This is a genomic window from Paracoccus sp. FO-3 (assembly GCF_006386455.1).
In the GTDB taxonomy this organism is placed as follows: domain Bacteria; phylum Pseudomonadota; class Alphaproteobacteria; order Rhodobacterales; family Rhodobacteraceae; genus Paracoccus; species Paracoccus versutus.
In genome coordinates this window covers 1-17,436 of the sequence record NZ_VCBQ01000101.1, presented here as the reverse complement: position 1 = coordinate 17,436, position 17,436 = coordinate 1, and the positions used below count along the sequence as shown (strand labels likewise).

General features: G+C 69.3%; 16 protein-coding genes and 2 pseudogenes. 7 read left to right on the top strand and 11 right to left on the bottom strand.

The window, feature by feature from the left end; genetic code table 11:
* Positions 1-462: pseudogene (locus FE811_RS21230) on the bottom strand (DNA polymerase Y family protein); the annotation flags it as partial.
* Positions 368-1,045 (bottom strand): hypothetical protein, encoded by a 678-nt coding sequence (locus FE811_RS21225; RefSeq protein ID WP_116221109.1) that lies wholly within the window; start codon positions 1,043-1,045, stop codon positions 368-370. The pseudogene FE811_RS21230 and the gene FE811_RS21225, both read right to left, overlap by 95 nt.
* Before the next feature lie 132 nt (positions 1,046-1,177).
* Between FE811_RS21225 and FE811_RS21220 the strand changes: the two genes are divergently transcribed.
* Both FE811_RS21220 and FE811_RS21215 read left to right on the top strand, forming a co-directional pair.
* Entirely contained in the window at positions 1,178-1,456 is a 279-nt protein-coding gene (locus FE811_RS21220; RefSeq protein ID WP_072460798.1) for a hypothetical protein, read from the top strand.
* The gene (locus FE811_RS21215; protein WP_116221108.1) at positions 1,456-2,262 is read left to right on the top strand and encodes a Ku protein; all 807 of its coding nucleotides are present in this window, start codon (positions 1,456-1,458) and stop codon (positions 2,260-2,262) included. Before FE811_RS21220 ends, FE811_RS21215 begins: the two co-directional genes overlap by 1 nt.
* On the opposite strand, the gene ligD is transcribed toward FE811_RS21215, so the two are convergent.
* A complete protein-coding gene (gene ligD / locus FE811_RS21210; RefSeq protein WP_116221107.1) occupies positions 2,259-4,802 on the bottom strand; it encodes a DNA ligase D in 2,544 nt (847 codons plus the stop codon). The two genes, FE811_RS21215 and ligD, sit on opposite strands and share 4 nt — an antisense overlap.
* Before the next feature lie 458 nt (positions 4,803-5,260).
* Positions 5,261-5,872, bottom strand: coding sequence for a UdgX family uracil-DNA binding protein (locus tag FE811_RS21205; RefSeq protein WP_116221106.1), 612 nt, complete (start codon positions 5,870-5,872; stop codon positions 5,261-5,263).
* A 198-nt stretch (positions 5,873-6,070) separates the two neighbouring features.
* Here FE811_RS21205 and gatB point away from each other — a divergent pair, with 198 nt between their 5' ends.
* Positions 6,071-7,588, top strand: coding sequence for an Asp-tRNA(Asn)/Glu-tRNA(Gln) amidotransferase subunit GatB (gene gatB / locus FE811_RS21200; protein WP_114534921.1), 1,518 nt, complete (start codon positions 6,071-6,073; stop codon positions 7,586-7,588).
* Positions 7,589-8,105: 517 nt separating this feature from the next.
* Here gatB and FE811_RS21195 read toward each other — a convergent pair.
* Both FE811_RS21195 and FE811_RS21190 read right to left on the bottom strand, forming a co-directional pair.
* Complete coding sequence (locus tag FE811_RS21195) at positions 8,106-8,711, bottom strand: peptidylprolyl isomerase (RefSeq protein WP_114534922.1); 606 nt, start codon at positions 8,709-8,711, stop codon at positions 8,106-8,108.
* On the bottom strand, positions 8,701-9,210 hold the full coding sequence (locus tag FE811_RS21190) for a peptidylprolyl isomerase (protein ID WP_011748208.1): 510 nt from the start codon (positions 9,208-9,210) through the stop codon (positions 8,701-8,703). Before FE811_RS21190 ends, FE811_RS21195 begins: the two co-directional genes overlap by 11 nt.
* 178 nt (positions 9,211-9,388) lie before the next feature.
* Here FE811_RS21190 and pgk point away from each other — a divergent pair, with 178 nt between their 5' ends.
* Entirely contained in the window at positions 9,389-10,585 is a 1,197-nt protein-coding gene (gene pgk / locus FE811_RS21185; protein WP_116221705.1) for a phosphoglycerate kinase, read from the top strand.
* Positions 10,586-10,740: 155 nt separating this feature from the next.
* Here the strand turns inward: pgk and FE811_RS21180 are convergent, their stop codons facing one another.
* On the bottom strand, positions 10,741-10,956 hold the full coding sequence (locus FE811_RS21180; RefSeq protein ID WP_072460793.1) for a hypothetical protein: 216 nt from the start codon (positions 10,954-10,956) through the stop codon (positions 10,741-10,743).
* A 138-nt stretch (positions 10,957-11,094) separates the two neighbouring features.
* On the opposite strand from FE811_RS21180, the gene FE811_RS21175 reads away from it, so the two are divergent.
* Both FE811_RS21175 and ftsY read left to right on the top strand, forming a co-directional pair.
* The gene (locus tag FE811_RS21175; RefSeq protein WP_072460903.1) at positions 11,095-12,024 is read left to right on the top strand and encodes a class I fructose-bisphosphate aldolase; all 930 of its coding nucleotides are present in this window, start codon (positions 11,095-11,097) and stop codon (positions 12,022-12,024) included.
* Between the two features lie 128 nt (positions 12,025-12,152).
* Positions 12,153-13,265, top strand: a complete 1,113-nt coding sequence (gene ftsY, locus FE811_RS21170) for a signal recognition particle-docking protein FtsY (RefSeq protein WP_116221105.1) — start codon at positions 12,153-12,155, stop codon at positions 13,263-13,265.
* Between the two features lie 54 nt (positions 13,266-13,319).
* On the opposite strand, the gene FE811_RS21165 is transcribed toward ftsY, so the two are convergent.
* Genes FE811_RS21165 through hisS form a run of 4 tightly spaced genes read right to left on the bottom strand, consistent with a single transcriptional unit; the run spans position 13,320 to position 17,017 of the window.
* Complete coding sequence (locus FE811_RS21165; protein ID WP_255469800.1) at positions 13,320-13,691, bottom strand: hypothetical protein; 372 nt, start codon at positions 13,689-13,691, stop codon at positions 13,320-13,322.
* Positions 13,692-13,743: 52 nt separating this feature from the next.
* Complete coding sequence (hisG, locus tag FE811_RS21160; protein WP_116221104.1) at positions 13,744-14,421, bottom strand: ATP phosphoribosyltransferase; 678 nt, start codon at positions 14,419-14,421, stop codon at positions 13,744-13,746.
* Complete coding sequence (locus tag FE811_RS21155; RefSeq protein WP_140848666.1) at positions 14,418-15,485, bottom strand: ATP phosphoribosyltransferase regulatory subunit; 1,068 nt, start codon at positions 15,483-15,485, stop codon at positions 14,418-14,420. Before FE811_RS21155 ends, hisG begins: the two co-directional genes overlap by 4 nt.
* Positions 15,482-17,017 carry a histidine--tRNA ligase gene (hisS, locus tag FE811_RS21150; protein WP_116221102.1) on the bottom strand — a complete coding sequence of 512 codons (1,536 nt, stop codon included), beginning with the start codon at positions 17,015-17,017 and terminating at the stop codon, positions 15,482-15,484. The genes FE811_RS21155 and hisS overlap by 4 nt, the downstream gene beginning before the upstream one ends.
* A gap of 48 nt (positions 17,018-17,065) precedes the next feature.
* On the opposite strand from hisS, the pseudogene FE811_RS21145 reads away from it, so the two are divergent.
* Positions 17,066-17,275: pseudogene (locus FE811_RS21145) on the top strand (SlyX family protein); the annotation flags it as partial.
* Positions 17,276-17,436: the final 161 nt, after the last annotated feature.

The window sequence follows — 17,436 nt, the reverse complement described above, 5'->3', positions numbered from 1 at the left end:
CGCGCCGCGCGTCGGCGCCAGCGCCAGCCCGGCCGTCAGCCCGGCGCGGGCGAAGCCGGCCTGGATCTGGGCCAGCATCGCCGCCTCGCCGCCGAACAGATGCGCGGCGCCGGTGGTGTCGAGGACAATGCCGTCATCGCCGTCGGGCGTGCTCCAGGGCCCCCAGCGTCGCGCCCAGAAGGCCAGCCGCGCCAGCCTGGCCGCGTCGCGGTCGGGCTCGGCCGGCTCGATGCGCAATGCGGGGCAGATGGCGCGGCAATCCACGGCGCGGGCGCCGATCCGGGCGCCCGCCTGCTCGGCGGCCCGGTTCGCGGCATGGATCACGGGCCCATGCGGGCCGGGCGCGGCCAGGGCCAGCGGGATCTCGTCAGGCCAGGCGTCGCCCCGGCGCGCGGCGCGGCTCTGCCAACTCTCGATCGCGAGGCGGGGCAGAGAAATCGAGACGATCCGCCGCCCGGTCATGGCGCGCCACCCAGGTCGAGGGCGGCCGGCCGCGCGCCCGGAACAGTTCCGCCAGCCAGCGCGGCGCGCCCGGCGCCTGCGGGTCGTCCGGGTCGGGGACCGAGGGCAGCGGCGCCAGCCGCCAGCGCATCCGCGCCGCGCTGGGTTCCGGCCGGGCGGCATGGCGGATCAGCCAGCAGGGCAGGCCCGCCGCCTCGGCCCGCAGCGCCAGGCGGCGGCTGGCGGTAAAGCTCAGCGCCGGGGCGGGGCCATGGATCTCGCCCACCACGGCGGCAAGGGCGCGGCCTTGCAGCCCGTCCTCCAGCGCCGCCAGCACATCGGCGGGGCGCGTCAGGTCCAGCCGCAGCAGATCGCGGCCCATGCCGGGCAGGAAGGGGGCGCCGAACTCGGCCCGGCTCAGCCGGTCCTGCGCCCAAAGCACCAGCCCCGGCGGCAGGGCGGCCAGGACGAATCCGGGCGCCGCGCCCGCCAGGGGACGGGTGCCGAAGGCTTCGGACAGGGTCGGCGCGGTCGGCTGCGGCGCCGCGGGGACTGGCGCCCGTCCGAAAGGCGCCACCCCGGATGGGAAAGGGCGAGCGGACATGGTTTCAGTCAATGTGTTCCTGATTTGTTCCTATCCCTTGTCCAGGGATTCGTCAATCCGGCCGCACCAGGGAACATTGCACCGCCAGCGCGGTTGAGACCCCTGACGCCAGAGATGCAGGAGGAAAGCGCCATGGCCCATGCAAGTCGCAAGAAATTCGGGGCAGGGCAGCAGGATCAGGGCAAGGGCGACGCCTCGGGCGGCATGACCCCCGGCACGGCCGAGAACCTGCCCGAGAACGAGGTTCTGTCCAACCGCGACACCGCGCGGCATTCGCAGCAGCGCGGGCTCGACAGCCGGCATGTGCAGAACCAGCAGCACCACGACCACGCCGGCAACCGCGAGCGCGCGGAGGGGGGCGACCTGCCCGACCGCCGCCCGGATGACGGGCCCATCCGCGACGAACCCTGATGGCGCCGCGTTCCTTCTGGAAGGGCTATCTGAAGCTGTCGCTGGTCACTTGCCCGGTGTCGATGATGCCGGCCACCGGCGAGGGCGAGAAGCTGCGCTTCCACACGCTCAACGCCCGCACCGGCAACCGCGTCGTCAGCCGCTATGTCGATGCCGAGACCGGCAAGCCCGTGGCCGAGGAGGACGAGGTCAAGGGCTATCCCCGCGGCGAGGACGACCACGTGCTGCTGGAGGATGACGAGATCGCCTCGGTGGCGCTGGAAAGCGCCCGCACCATCGATATCGACATGTTCGTGCCGGCCGATTCGATCGGCTGGATCTGGTATGACAAGCCGCATTACCTGGTCCCGGACGATCCCATCGGCGAGGAAGCCTATGGCGTGATCCGCGACGCCATGGGCGCGACCGGGACGGTGGGCATCTCGCGGCTGGTGCTTTACCGCCGCGAGCGCGCGGTGATGCTGGAGCCGCGCGACAAGGGCATCGTGCTGTGGACCCTGCGCTATGGCGACGAGGTGCGGCCCGAGGCGGATTACTTCGACCGGATCGGCGACGAAAAGGTCGATGCCGGGCTGCTGAAACTGGTCACGCGGCTGATCGAGGAGCGTAGCGTGCCCTGGGAGCCCTCGCTGGTGGCCGATCCGGTGCAGGAGAAGCTTCTGGACATCATCGCGGCCAAGACCAAGGGACGCAAGCGCGCGGTCAGGGCGAAGCCCGAGGCGCCGGCCACGGCGGGCAATGTCATCAACATCATGGAGGCGCTGAAGAAAAGCATCGCCTCGGAAAGCAAGCCCAGGCGGCGCTAGCCTGCCTTCCGGCGGCGGCTGCGCGGTGCCTCGAGCGGTGCGGCGGCGGCGCGAAAGCCGTCCCAGGGGTCCGAGCCCAGCGTGGCCAGCCGCGTCGGCATGTTCTGCAGGGTGAACCAGGCCGGGCCGATGCCGGCGTCCAGCTCGTCCCAGCGCAGCGGGGCCGAGACGGCGGCGCCGGGCCGGGCGCGGGTGGAATAGGCGGCGACGGCCGTCGCGCCGCGCTGGTTGCGCAGATAGTCGATCAGGATCCTGCCCCGCCGCCGCGCCTTGCTGATGGTCGAGACATAGCGGCCGGGATCGTCGGCAGCCATGGCATCGGCCAGCGCCTTGGTGAAGGCCTTGACCGCCGGCCATTCCGCCTGCGGGCGCAGGGGCGCGACCACATGCAGCCCCTTGCCGCCCGAGGTCTTGACGAAACCGGCAAGGCCGTGATCCTCGAGCCGCCGGCGCAACTCCCGCGCCGCCTCGACCACCAGCGGCCAGGCGACGCCTTCGCCGGGGTCGAGGTCCATGGTGATCATGTCCGGCCGTTCCCAATCGGCGGCGGTCGCGCCCCAGGGGTGGATCTCCAGCGCGGCCGATTGCACCAGCCCCATCAGCCCGTCCAGATCCTCGATGCCGATCAGCGGCTCGCCCTGCGGCTCCTTGGGATCGCGCAGCAGCGAGATATGCGGGTTCAGCCCCTTCCAGGCGTGCTTCTGGAAGAACCGCTCGCCGTCGATGCCGTTCGGGCAGCGCAGCAGCGCCAGCGGCCGGCCGGTGATCCAGGGCGCGATCCAGCGCCAGACCTCGGCATGGTAATCGGCCAGCCCTTCCTTGGTCACGCCTTCCTCGGGCCAATAGAGCCGGTCGGGATGGGTCAGCCGCACCCGCCGCCGCTGCGGCGCCGGGGGTTTCGCGGCAGGCTGCGCGGTTTCGCGCACGATCTCGGCCGCGGGCTTGTCCTCGCGCAGGCCGCGGAAGGCGGCGTGGCGCAGGTGGCCGTCGGCGGTCCAGGCGCGGAACTCGACCTCGGCCACCAGTTCGGGGCGGACATAGCGGGCCTGCCGCGCCTCGTCGGTGGTCAGGCGTTGGGCAAAGGGACTGTCGGGGATGCGCATCCGCTCCAGCCGGCGGAACAGATCCTCGGCCACGGCGGCGGAAAAGCCGGTGCCGACGCGGCCGACATGCTGCAAGCCGCCATTCTCGTAAACGCCCAGGATCAGCGAGCCGATGGCGCGGCGCGACACCGACGAGGGGACATAGCCCGCCACCACGAATTCCTGCCGGGCCGAGCATTTCGACTTGATCCAGGCCCGGCCGCGCCCGGCGCGATAGGGCCCGTCGCGCAGCTTCGACACGATCCCCTCGAGGCTCAGCCGGCAGGCATGGCGCAGGACCAGCGCGCCGCCTTCGTCGAAATGGCTGCTGAACCGCAGGATGCCGCCTTCCTGGCTCAGAAGCCGGCCGAGCAGCGCCTTGCGCTCGACCAGCGGCACCCTGCACAGGTCGTATCCGTCCAGATAAAGCAGGTCGAAGGCGTAGAAGGCGAAGCGGTCGGACCGCCCGGCGCTGAGATCTGCCTGCAGGGCCGAGAAATCCGAGGCGCCGGCATCGGTCTCGACCACCAATTCGCCATCCAGGATGGCCGCGCCCACCGGCAGGTCGCGCAGGGCGGCGGGCACGGCCTTGCCGAAGCGCGTCGTCCAGTCCAGCCCGCTGCGGGTCAGAAGCTTGACCCGTCCCGCCTCGATCCGCGCTTGCAGGCGGTAGCCGTCGAACTTGATCTCGTGCAGCCAGCGTTCGCCCTGCGGGGCGGCCGAGGCCAGCGTGGCCAGCATCGGCTCGACGAAACCCGGCATCGCCGCCTTGCGCGCGCCCTTGACCGCCGCCGGTTCGGGCGGCTCGGGGTCCGGCTCCGGCGCGGCCCTCGGCTTTTTCGCCCGCCCGGCCGGCTTGCGGATGCGCCCGGTCTTCGAGGACCAGCCCGGCGCCTCGCCCGCGACATCGGCGATCTGCCGGCCGGTCTTGACCGATTCCGGCCGCTCTTCCAGGATGTCGGGCGCGTCCTTTGTCCGGGCGAATTCGTCCTCGCCCTTGATCAGCAGCCAGTTCTCGCGCTTTTCCCGCGGCTTGCCGCGCATGCGGACCAGATGCCAGCGGCCATGCAGCTTTTCGCCATGAAGGGTGAATTCCAGATGGCCCTTGGCATAGCCCTGATGCGGATCGCCGACCGGCGTCCAGGTGCCGCGGTCCCACAGGATGACGGTGCCGCCGCCATATTCGCCCTTGGGGATGGTGCCCTCGAAATCGCCATATTCCAGCGGGTGGTCCTCGACATGCACCGCCAGGCGCTTTTCGCCGGGCACCAGGCTGGGCCCCTTGGCGACGGCCCAGCTTTTCAGCACCCCGTCCAGCTCCAGCCGGAAATCGTAATGCAGCCGCGTCGCCGCATGTTTCTGGACCACGAAGGCGTCGCCGCCCTTGCGGATGCGCCCGCCCTTGGGTTCCGGCGTCGCGGCGAAATCGCGTTTCTTGCGATAGGTCTCCAGCGCCATGGCTCAGCCGCCGCGTTGCTGAAAGCGGCCGGACCACGGGACGCGCAGGCCCGCTGCCGGCCGGTCCTGCCGCCCGATTGGCGGGTTGGTTCGGGCCTTTGCGGCAAGCGGTGGTCTCATGCTGGGGCCTCATTCCGGTTGAGGGGGCGTTCCGGCAGGGGGATTTTCCAAACCCCCTGCGCCGGCCTTGGTTCCCGTGCAAGGCGCAGGACCAAGCGAAATCGAGGCGGCCCGTTCGGCAGCCGTCCAGCCCCTGCCGTATCCGGCAGCGGGGCCGCGACCGCCAGGGGCAGGGCCGCCTCGACCCCGGAAACCGCCGGCCGCGACCGGGACCGCCACCGCTTTTGCGATTGCGTCCCGACTTGTCGGGGCACGAGAGGGACATCGCTTGCGCCGGCCTGTGCTTCCAAGGTGAATGTGAACCGGCCAAGCGCGCGAATGTTCCCGCAAATGCGCGGTCAGCCGCCCACCAGCCCCCAGCCCCGCTTCAGATCGGCCAGGAACCGCCTGCGCTCGGTCTCCCGCTCGGCCGCATCGCGGATGCGCAGCAGCCAGGAGGGATGGATGGTCACGATCATCGGCATGCCGCCCTCCAGCCGGCGGATCTCGCCACGCAGGGACGAGATCGTCGCCGGTCGCCCGAGCAGGCTGCGCACCGCCGTCGCGCCCATCGCCACCAGGACGGCGGGGGCCACCAGCTTGAGTTCCTGCCCCAGCCACCATTTGCAGCGGTCGATCTCGCCGGCATTGGGGCGGCGGTGCAGGCGGCGCTTGCCGCGGGGCGCGAACTTGAAATGCTTGACGGCATTGGTGACGAAGACCTGCCCGCGCGGGATGCCCGCCTCGGCCAGGATCTGGTCGAAAAGCTGCCCGGCCGGACCGACGAAGGGGCGGCCGGCAAGGTCTTCCTTGTCGCCGGGCTGTTCGCCTACCACCATCATCCGCGCCTGCCGGTGCCCTTCGCCCGGAACGACCTGCGTGGCGTGGAGATAAAGCGGGCAGCGCGTGCAGGCCGCCTCGGCCTGGGCCAGTTCGGCAAGCGAGCCGGCCTCAACTTCCGCGGTGGACATGCGCCGCCTCCTTCCCGGTCCCGCGGCCCTGCGGCCTGGGCGCACGCAGCCGGGCGGCGTGGAAAAATCCCATGGCTTTCATCCCGTCCATGTCGGGGCCAACCTTCCGGCCGCGGCTTTGTTCCACCGCCCGCGCGACCCTTGCGAGCCGCGCGCCAAGCGCCTAGAAGGCGGGGCAGCCTTGCCAGGGGAAATGCCATGCTCGACCATCTGACCTATACCGCCCCCGAACCGAAAACCATCCAGGGTGCGAAACAGGACTGGGAACTGGTCATCGGGCTGGAGGTCCATGCCCAGGTCGCCTCGAACGCCAAGCTGTTTTCCGGCGCCTCGACCGGCTTCGGGGCCGAGCCGAACAGCCATGTCGCCTTCGTCGACGCCGCCATGCCGGGGATGCTGCCGGTCATCAACGAATTCTGCGTGGCGCAGGCGGTCAAGACCGGGCTGGGCCTGAAGGCGGCGATCAACCTGGTCTCGGCCTTCGACCGCAAGAACTATTTCTATCCCGACCTGCCGCAGGGCTACCAGATCAGCCAACTCTATCACCCCATCGTGGGCGAGGGCGAGGTGATCGTGGACATGGCCCCCGGCGTCGCCCGCCGCGTCAGGATCGAGCGCATCCACCTGGAACAGGATGCCGGCAAGTCGATCCACGACATGGACCCGAACATGTCCTTCGTCGACCTGAACCGCACCGGCGTCGCGCTGATGGAGATCGTCAGCCGCCCCGATATCCGCGGCCCCGAGGAAGCGGCCGCCTATGTCGCGAAACTTCGCCAGATCATGCGCTACCTGGGCACCTGCGACGGCAACATGCAGAACGGCAACCTGCGCGCCGACGTGAACGTCTCGGTCTGCGCGCCCGGCGCCTATGAGCGCTACCAGGAGACCGGCGATTTCAGCCATCTCGGCACCCGCTGCGAGATCAAGAACATGAACTCGCTGCGCTTCATCCAGGCCGCCATCGACTACGAGGCCCGCCGCCAGATCGCCATCATCGAGGACGGCGGCAAGGTGGTGCAGGAAACCCGGCTCTACGACCCCGACCGGGGCGAGACCCGCTCGATGCGCTCCAAGGAAGAGGCGCATGACTACCGCTATTTCCCCGATCCCGACCTGCTGCCGCTGGAGATCGAGCAGGCCTGGGTGGACGAGATCGCCGGCGCGATGCCGGAACTGCCGGACGAGAAGAAGGCGCGTTTCGTCACCGAACTGGGCCTGTCCGAATACGATGCCGGCGTGCTGACCGCCGAGGTCGAAAGCGCCGACTATTTCGAGCAGGTCGCCGCCGGGCGCGACGGCAAGCAGGCGGCGAACTGGGTCATCAACGAGCTGTTCGGCCGGCTGAACAAGGAAGGGCTGAGCGTCGAGACCTCGCCCGTCTCGGCCGCCCAACTGGGCGGCGTGATCGACCTGATCGGCTCGGGCGCGATCTCGGGCAAGATCGCCAAGGAGCTGTTCGAGATCCTGTGGACCGAAGGCGGCGATCCGGCCCAGATCGTCGAGGCGCGCGGCATGAAGCAGGTCACCGACCTGGGCGCCATCGAGGCGGCGGTGGACGAGATCATCGCCGCCAATCCGGCGCAGGTCGAAAAGGCGCGGGCCAATCCCAAGCTGGCCGGCTGGTTCGTGGGCCAGGTGCTGAAGGCCACCGGCGGCAAGGCCAACCCGGCCGCGGTGAACGAACTGGTGGCCAAGAAGCTCGCCCTGGCCTGATCCGCCGCGGACAGCCGGCCCACGCCGCGGCGCGGCTTGGGCGGGGCAGGGCAAGGGGCCTTTCCGGCCCCGCCCAGCCGCGCAAGGGCAAGCCCTTCGGCCGTTTTCCGCCACGCGGTCCGGCCTATCGGCAAGCCTCCGCCATTCCCGCCTGGCATGAAAAACCCGCACCTTTCCGCCATGTCTGCGGTCTGCAGCAGCCTTCACTATGGGCCAGCGGGAGATTGCCCATCCTGGGCGATATGCTCGTGCTGCGGGGGCGAGTTTGGGTATCAAGATCAGACCCCTGAGGGCGCCCTCAGCCATCGTTCAGGATGGCTGGCACGAGGTCTGGCCCGAGATAGACAAGCCGTCTGGCTGGCATCCGGGCCGGCAGCTGCTGATACCGGAGCCGTTTCGCGACTGGCCGCCTCGTCCTGCATCGCAGGCGGGTCATCCTCGGATGACCTTGGCGGACACCCCCCATGGAAAAGGCCCCGCGCCGGAACGCGGGGCCGTGGTCAGGCGGGGCCGGGGATCACTCCTCGACCGTCACCTTGACCATGTAGTCGGGCTCGACCACCGCGCCATTGGCGGCCGGGTCGCCCTTCTTGATCGCGTTCAGCACGTCCCAGCCGTCGACCAGCTGGCCGACCACGGTATATTGCCCGTCCAGGAAGGTCGCCGGCGCCAGGTCGATGAAGAACTGGCTGTTGGCGCTGTTGGGATCCTGCGCCCGCGCCATGCCCACCGTGCCGGCCTGGAAGCTGACATCGTTGAACTCGGCCGCCAGGTCCGGCATGTTCGAGCCGCCCATGCCCGCCCGCGCGGTATCGCTGCCGTGCTTGCCGAATTCGACATCGCCGGTCTGGGCCATGAAGCCGTCGATCACGCGATGGAACACCACCCCGTCATAGGCGCCCGATTTCGCCAGCGTCACCAGGCGCTCGACATGGTTCGGCGCCTTGTCGTTGTAAAGGTCCAGCACGATCCGGCCCTTGGCGGCGCCCTTGGAATCGGCCACCTCGATCACCAGGTTCGGGCCCGGCCCGTCGGTGACGCCCGGCAGGCCCTCGGCCAGGGCTGGATGGGCGGCGGCGCCGGCGGCCAGCACCAGGGCGGGAACCAGCAGCTTATTCCACATCGGCCGCAACCTTCACCGAGATCATCCGGTCGGGATTCGCCGGCGGCTCGCCGCGGGCGATCTTGTCGACATGCTCCATGCCCTCGATGACCCGGCCATAGACGGTATACTGGCCGTTCAGGAAATGGTTGTCCTTGAAATTGATGAAGAACTGGCTGTTGGCCGAGTTCGGGTTCATCGAGCGCGCCGCGCCCAGCGTGCCGCGGTCATGCGGCAGGCGCGAGAACTCGGCCGGCAGGTCGGGCAGGTCCGAGCCGCCGGTGCCGGCGCGGCCCGGATTGTAGTTGTTCTCCATGTTGGCATGTTCCACGTCGCCGGTCTGGGCCATGAAGCCCTCGATCACGCGGTGGAAGGCCACGTTGTCGTATTTCCCGGCGCGGGCCAGTTCCTTCATGCGCTCGGCATGTTTCGGCGCCACGTCGGGCAGCAGCTCGATCACCACCGGGCCGTCCTTCAGCTCGATGATGACCGTGTTCTCGGGATCCTTGATCTCGGCCATGGGGGTCTCCTTCTGATGGCTTGGGCAAAGGCATAAGCGTTTCGCCCCGCCCAGACAACGCCCGCCGGCGCCGCGCGTTTCGCCGCATGCCCGGCTTCTGCCGCCGGTTGACGAAAATGTCATGATGCGGGAAAACCCCGGCGGGGGACGGTCAGCCCAACATGAAAGGGACATGAGCATGGCGGATTTCAACACGATCGACGACCTGGAGCTTGACGGCAAGGTGGTGCTTGTCCGCGTGGACGTGAACGTCCCGGTCGAAAACGGCCAGGTCAGCGATGCCACGCGGATCGAAAAGATCGTGCCCACCGTCAAGGACATCCAGGCCAAGGGCGGCATCCCGGTGCTGCTGGCGCATTTCGACCGCCCCAAGGGCAAGCGCGTGGACAGCATGAGCCTGAAGGTGGTGGTGCCCTCGCTCGAGCGCGCCCTGGGCCAGGAGGTCAAGTTCGCGGACGAGGCCATCGGCGGGCCGGCCAAGCGCGCCGTGGCCGACCTGAAGCCGGGCGATGTCCTGCTCTTGGAAAACACCCGCTTCTATCCGGGCGAGGAAACCAACGACGCGACCTGCGCCGCCTCGCTGGCCGCCCTGGGCCAAGTCTATGTCAACGACGCCTTCTCGGCCGCGCATCGGGCGCATGCCTCGACCGAAGGGATCGCGCGGCTCCTGCCCGCCGCGGCCGGCCGGCTGATGGAGGCGGAACTCAAGGCGCTGGACGCCGCGCTCGGCAATCCGCAGCGCCCGGTCGCGGCCGTGGTCGGTGGCGCCAAGGTCTCGACCAAGCTCGACCTGCTCGGCAACCTGATCGAGAAGGTGGACCACCTGGTCATCGGCGGCGGCATGGCCAACACCTTCCTGGTCGCCCAGGGCATCGAGGTCGGCAAGTCGCTGGCCGAGCGCGACATGGCCGATACCGCGCGCGAGATCATGGCCAAGGCGGAAAAGACCGGCTGCACCATCCACCTGCCGGTGGACGTGGTGGTGGCGCGCGAATTCAAGGCCGGCGCCGACAGCGAGACGGTGGCGGCGGACGCCTGCCCGGCGGACGCGATGATCCTGGACGCCGGCCCCGCCACGGTGGCGAAGATCCGCGAGGTCTTCGAGGCCAGCCGCACGCTGATCTGGAACGGCCCGCTCGGCGCCTTCGAGATCCCGCCCTTCGATGCCGCGACCAATGCCGCGGCGCAAGAGGCGGCGCGGCTGACCCGCGAGGGCAAGCTGATCTCGGTCGCCGGCGGCGGCGATACGGTGGCGGCGCTGAACAAGGCCGGGGTCTCGGGCGATTTCACCTTCATCTCGACCGCGGGCGGCGCCTTCCTGGAATGGATGGAGGGCAAGGAACTGCCCGGCGTGGCGGCCCTGCAAATGCGCTGAGCCCTGCGTGACGGGCTGCGAAAGGGCCCTTTGCGGGGCCTTTTCCGCCCGGAAATCTTGGGCCTTAAATCCTGGGCCTTAAATCCTGGGCCTTGCCGGATAGGCGCATTCGCGTCGGCGGCAGGGGGCACGGATGCGTCCCCTGCCGGCTGCGGTCAGTTCCCCTCGGCCGGCGCGGCTTCGCCGGCCGGCACGACCGGCGCGGTCGCGGCGGGCGGCGCGTTGCGCGAGACGTCGCGCGAGTCGGTGTCGAGGAACAGGATGTAGAGAAAGGCCCCGATCGAGACCACGAAGGCCAGTCCCAGCACCAGGAAGAAGGGCCGGTTCTGGCGGATCTGTTCGGGAATGCCGTCGGGATCTTCGTTCGCCATTGGAAATTCCCCCCAATTGCCCCCCCGTTCCAGCGCAAGAGCAACGCCCGGCGCCGGCAGGGGGTTCCGTTAGCGCAATCGCGATTGCCCTTGCCGGCTGGTCTGTTAATCAGCCCGCATTCAGACATGGAGTTCCCGATGCAGATGACCGATACCGTCCGCAAGATCCTCGCCAATTACGAGGGCGAAGCGCCGGGTGTGAAGGCACAGCTGGCCCGCATGCTGATGACCGGCAAGCTGGCCGGCACCGGCAAGATGATCATCCTGCCCGTGGACCAGGGGTTCGAGCATGGCCCCGCGCGCAGCTTTGCGCCGAACCCGGCCGGCTATGACCCGCATTACCATTACCAGCTGGCGATCGACGCCGGGCTCAACGCCTATGCCGCGCCCCTGGGCATGATCGAGGCGGGCGCCGACACCTTCGCCGGCCAGATCCCCACGATCCTGAAAGTGAACTCGGCCAATTCGCTCATGTCGGACACGGCCGGCAAGAACCAGGCGATCACCGCCTCGGTCGACGATGCGCTGCGGCTGGGTTGCTCGGCCATCGGCTTCACCATCTATCCGGGCTCGGACATGGCGCTCGACATGATCGAGGAGATCGTCGAGATGCGCAAGGAAGCCGCCGCCAAGGGCGTGGCGACCGTGGTCTGGTCCTATCCGCGCGGCGAGGCGATCAGCAAGGACGGCGAGACGGCGATCGACATTGCCGCCTATGCCGCGCAGATCGCGGCGCTGATCGGCGCCCATGTCATCAAGATCAAGCTTTCGACCGACCACCTGGAACTGGGCGAGGCGAAAAAGGTCTACGAGGCCAAGGGCATCGACATCTCGACCCAGGCCAAGCGCGTGGCGCATTGCATGCAGTCGGCCTTCAACGGCCGCCGCATCGTGGTGTTCTCGGGCGGGGCGGCCAAGGGCGCGGATGCGGTCTTCGACGATGCCCGCGCCATCCGCGACGGTGGCGGCAACGGCTCGATCATCGGCCGCAACAGCTTCCAGCGCTCGCGCGAGGATGCGCTGGAGATGCTGGGCAAGCTGGTGGACATCTACCTGGGCAAGGCCTGATTGCCGTGGGGCTCTGCCCCACACCCCGGAGTATTTTCAGAACGAAGAAGGGGCGTCCGGTTCGGGGCGCCCTTTTCCTTTGGCCTCGGAAGCCCTAGGTTCTGCGCCACAAGCAGAAGGATGGGTGCATGTCGTTTTTCTCGAAGCTGCGCGACCGGCTGACGCGGTCCTCGTCGAAGATCGGCGCGGGGCTGGACGAGATCGTCTCGGACGGCGCCGGCGAGGAAAAGCCGGCATCGGCGCCCGAACGGCCCGCCGGGCTGGCGCCGGCGCCCGCCCCGGCGGCGCAGCCCATGCCGGCCCCGGTCGCGGAGCCCCAACCCTCCGCCGATCCTGCCGCATCGCCCGACGCGCGTCCGGGGATGCTGGGCCGCATCTTCGGCCGCACGCCCGCCATCGCCGAGCCGCGCCGCGAACTGGACGACGAGATGCTGGAGCAGCTCGAGGAGATGCTGATCCAGGCCGACATGGGGGTCGAGACGGCGCTGCGCGTCACCGCCAATATCGCCGAGGGCCGCATGGGACGCCGCATTTCCGCCACCGAGCTGAAGGAGCTTCTGGCCGGCGAGATCGCCCGCATCATGACGCCGGTGGCCAAGCCGCTGCCGCTTTATCCCAAGCGGCCGCAGGTGGTGCTGGTGGTGGGCGTGAACGGCTCGGGCAAGACCACGACCATCGGCAAGCTCGCCAGCCAGTTCAAGGCGGCGGGCAAGAAGGTGGTGATCGCCGCGGGCGACACCTTCCGCGCCGCCGCCGTCGAGCAATTGCAGGTCTGGGGCCAGCGTGCCGGCGTGCCGGTGATGACCGCGCCCGAGGGCACCGACCCAGCAAGCCTTGCCTTCGACGCCATGACCAGGGCCGAGGCCGAGGGCGCCGACCTTCTGATGATCGACACCGCCGGCCGCTTGCAGAACCGCCAGGACCTGATGGAGGAACTGGCCAAGATCGTGCGCGTCATCCGCAAGAAGGATCCCAGCGCACCGCACAACACCCTGCTGGTGCTGGACGCCACCACCGGCCAGAACGCGCTGAGCCAGGTCGAGACCTTCCAGAAGCTGGCCGATGTCTCGGGCCTGGTCATGACCAAGCTGGACGGCACCGCGCGCGGCGGCGTGCTGGTGGCCCTGGCCGACCGTTTCGGCCTGCCGATCCATGCCATCGGCGTGGGCGAGCAGATCGACGATCTCGACGCTTTCGACGCCCGCGAATTCGCCCGCGCGCTGGTCGGGCTTGGGGACTGACCCCGGCTTCTTCGTTCTTCAAATACCCATGCGACCGCACAACCGGCGCGGGCGTCACGGCTTGACGAGATGCGCGTCCGTCCTGGTGTCCTCGACCGGCGCCACATTGCCCGCCGGGTCGGCCATGGGCTCGACCACGTCCTGCGGCGGCGTAAAGGGCGCGGTCAGCTCGGCGGTTCCCGCCTGCTTGTCATAGATGCAGACATAGCGGTCCACCCCGCCATCGGCGAGCGTGGTGATCAAGAGCGCCGCGCCATAGCTCTCCGAGCCGAAGGGGTTGACCTCGATCGCCGTCTCGCCCGCCTCGGGCGCCAGCGCCGTGCAGGCGCTCTCGACATCCTTGCGGAACTGCTCCCAGGCCTCTTCGGACGAGGCCAGCGCGGGGCTTGCGGACAGGATCAGCATCAGGGCGACCAGGCGCATCATCTTTCTCCCTTGGCGGTGCGGGACATCAACGCTTCCGCCCGGCCGCGGGTTTCTAAAGCCCGAGCCGCGCCGCGAAATCGCGCACCTCGGCCTCGTCCCCCGCCGCGCGCGAGCGCAGAAGCGTCGCCTGCGAGCGCAGGATCGGTTCCTCGCCGATGATCTTCAGGTGATTGGCCCGCAGCGTCTTCCCGGACGAGGTGATGTCGGCGATGGCCTCGGCGGTCAGGTTGGCCACCGTGCCCTCGGTCGCGCCCTGGCTGTCCACCAGCTGGTAATCCGCGACCTCCTCGGCCGAGAGCCAGGCGCGCACCAGCCGGTGATACTTGGTGGCGATGCGCAGGCGAAAGCCGTGCTCGGCGCGGAAATCGCGGGCGATGGTGGCGAAATCGTCCAGGGTCTCGCAATCGCTCCAGCAGGCGGGCACGGCGAGGATCAGGTCGGCATGGCCGAAGCCCATCGGCGCCAGTTCCTCGACATGGCTGCGCCAGCCCGCCAGCTTCTCGCGGATCAGGTCGGTGCCGGTCACGCCCAGGTGGATGCGGCCGGCCATGAGTTCGCGCGGGATCTCGCCCGCCGACAGCAGCACCAGCGCCACGTTGTCCGCCCCATCGACCCGGCCGGCATATTCGCGGTCCGAGCCGGCGCGCGACAGGGTTACGCCGCGGGCGGCGAACCAGTCGAAACATTGCTCCATCAGCCGCCCCTTGGACGGCACGCCCAGCCGGATCATCCGATGCCTCCCAGTTCATGGACCAGACCCGGCCGGATGATGCCGCCGACCGCGGGGATCGAGCGGCCCTGCGCCTGTCCCAGCACCGCCGCCAGCGCGTCGTAGCGCCCGCCCGAGGCGACCGGCGGCCAGTCCGCGCGCCCCGCCGCGGCAAAGCTGAAGGTCATGCCGTCGTAATATTCCATCGTGTGCCGGCCGTGGCTGGCGTCGAAATGGATGGCGCCCACGTCGATGCCGCGTGCCGACAGCGCCGCCAGGTTGCGCTCCAGCCGGTCCACGGCCTCGGCGATGTCGGGGATCTCGGCGGCGAGGGCGCGGAGCTGCCGCAGCGCCTCGGGCGCCGGGGCCTCGATGGCGAAAAGCCGCTCCAGCCGCTCGACCCATTGCGGCGGCAGCGGGGCCTCGGCGGCGTCGCTGCGCAGCCGGTCGATGCGGGCCTGCATCTCGGCCGGCGAACGCAGCCCGGTCCAGGGCGCGGCGCTTTCGGGAAACTCCCGCGGCTCGGCCGGGGCGGCAAAGCGCGCGAGCGCCTTGGCAAAGCGGTGCGGCCGCCAGATGTGATGCAGAAGCGCGGCGCGGCGGGCGCCGGACAGCGGCAGGGCGCGCACCGCATCCATCAGCAGGTCCATGTCGCCCATGCTGGCCTGCAGTCGCAGGGGCGCGAGGATGGCGTGGAAGAGGGCGAAGACCTCGGCATCGGCCTCGGGGTCGCGGGCGAAAAGCTCGAAGCCGGCTTGCAGGTATTCGTTGTCGCGCGGATGCTCGGGCCGGGTCTCGCCATGGTCCTGCTTGCGAAACACCTCGCCCAGGTAGCAATAGCGGGCGGGCTCGGCGCCGTTCGCCATGTGCATCTGCACCACCGGCACGGTGAAGTCGGGGCGCAGCATCATCTCGCCCCGGATCGGGTCTTGCGTCACATAGGCGCGGGCGCGGATGTCCTCGCCGTAAAGGTCCAGCAGCGTCTCGGCCGGCAGCAGCAGGTCGGGCGCCACTTCCTCGGCGCCCGCGGCGCGAAAGGCGGCTAGGATCTGCTGGCCGATGGCCTGTTTCTCGCGCTTGCTCATCCTTCGCCTCTTAGACGAGCCTGCGATCGCTTACGTGAAGCAATGGTCCGCTCGAGACCCTGGACAGCTTCAGCAAGCTCATCGCGAGGAATTTCTATCTGGGTAGGATGAGATTTCCATTCTTCATGGCTCAGGTTTGTATTTGAAATAATTGCTCCCAGATGCAAATCCTTGATCTGAACCACACCCCTGGCGGCTTCGTCTGCACCCTGGATGATCGCAATATCAGAACTGCGCTTGTCGGCATATTTCAACTGGTTGCCGAAGTTCTTGGGGTTGCCCAGATAGACCTCGGCCCGGATGCCGGCCTGGCGCAGCTCGGCGGCCATGGCCTGGTAATCGGCCATGCGCTCTCGGTCCATGACGGTGACGACGACTGGGCCCTGCGCGGTCCCGCCCATCAGTCCCTTGGCGCGCAGGGCGGCGAGCAGGCGGTCCACGCCGATGGAAACCCCGGTTGCCGGCACCTTCTGGCCGGTGAAGCGTTCCACCAGCCCGTCGTAGCGCCCGCCGCCGGCGACCGAGCCGAACTGGCGCTTGCGGCCCTTGTCGTCCAGGATCTCGAAGGTCAGCTCGGCTTCGAAGACCGGGCCGGTGTAATAGCCCAGGCCCCGCACGATCGAGGGGTCGATGACGGCGCGATCCTCGCCCACGCCCATGGCGGAAAGCATCTCGGCGATCTGAGCCAGTTCCTCGACCCCCTCGGCGCCCACGGCCGAGGCGCCGACGGCGGCGCGCAGGTTGGCAAGCGTCTCGGCGTTGTCCGCGCCCTTGGAGGTCAGGAAGGCGAGGACCGGCCCGGCTTGTTCGGGGGCCAGCCCCACGCCCTCGATGAAGGCGCCGGAATCGTCCTTGCGGCCGGTGGTCAGAAGCTGGCGCACCCCGTCCTCGCCGACCTTGTCGAACTTGTCGATGGTGCGCAGCACGTCGTCGGCGGGCTTGCCCTGCGCGACGCCCATGGCCTCCAGGATGCCGTTCAGCACCTTGCGGTTGTTGATGCGGATCAGGTAGTCGCCGCGAGCGATGCCGGCATGTTCCAGCGCCGCCGCCAGCATGGCGCAGATCTCGGCATCCGCCGCGACCGAGGCCGAGCCCACGGTATCGGCGTCGCATTGGTAGAACTGGCGGAAGCGGCCGGGGCCGGGCTTTTCGTTGCGCCAGACCGGGCCCATGGCATAGCGGCGATAGGGCGAGGGCAGGTCGTTGCGGAACTGCGCGGCGACGCGGGCCAAGGGCGCCGTCAGGTCATAGCGCAGCGCCAGCCAGTCGCCGGAGCCGCCGCCGGGGACGTCCGATTCCTGCCAGGCGAAGACGCCGGCATTGGGCCGGTCCACGTCGGGCAGGAACTTTCCCAGCGCCTCGACGGTTTCCACGGCACTGGTTTCCAGGGGCTCGAAGCCGTGGCGATGATAGATCTCGGCGATGCGGTCGAGCATCTGCTTGCGTTCGGTCACGTCCGCGCCGAAATAGTCGCGGAACCCCTTGGGCGTCTCGGCCTTGGGACGGGGCTGTTTCTTCTGATCTTTCGCCATGGTTTGCCTCGGGCTTTTCCATGCGGCGGTCTAGCGGATGGAGGATGGATGGACAAGCAGACGCAGGAACGGATCGAACGGCTGGAGGAGGCCGTGGCCTATCTGGCGCGCAGCGTCGAGGATCTGTCGGGCATCGTCGCCCGGCAGGAAGGCGAGATCGGGCGGCTGGCGCGCCATGTCGGCATGCTGATGGAGCGCGAGGCGGAACGCGAGGCCGAGGCGGGGACCGTGCCCCTGGCCGACCAGCGGCCGCCGCATTGNCCCCCTCGCCCCCGTTCCGGGGGCTCACCCCGGAGTATTTGGAGAACAGAGAAATCAGCGGCTGGCCGGGCCCAGGCGCGGGCCCGCGGGGGCCGGGGCTTGCGGTGCGGTCAGCGGCGGTTCCGCCATGCGCGGGCGCAGGTTCGGCGCGGCCGGGG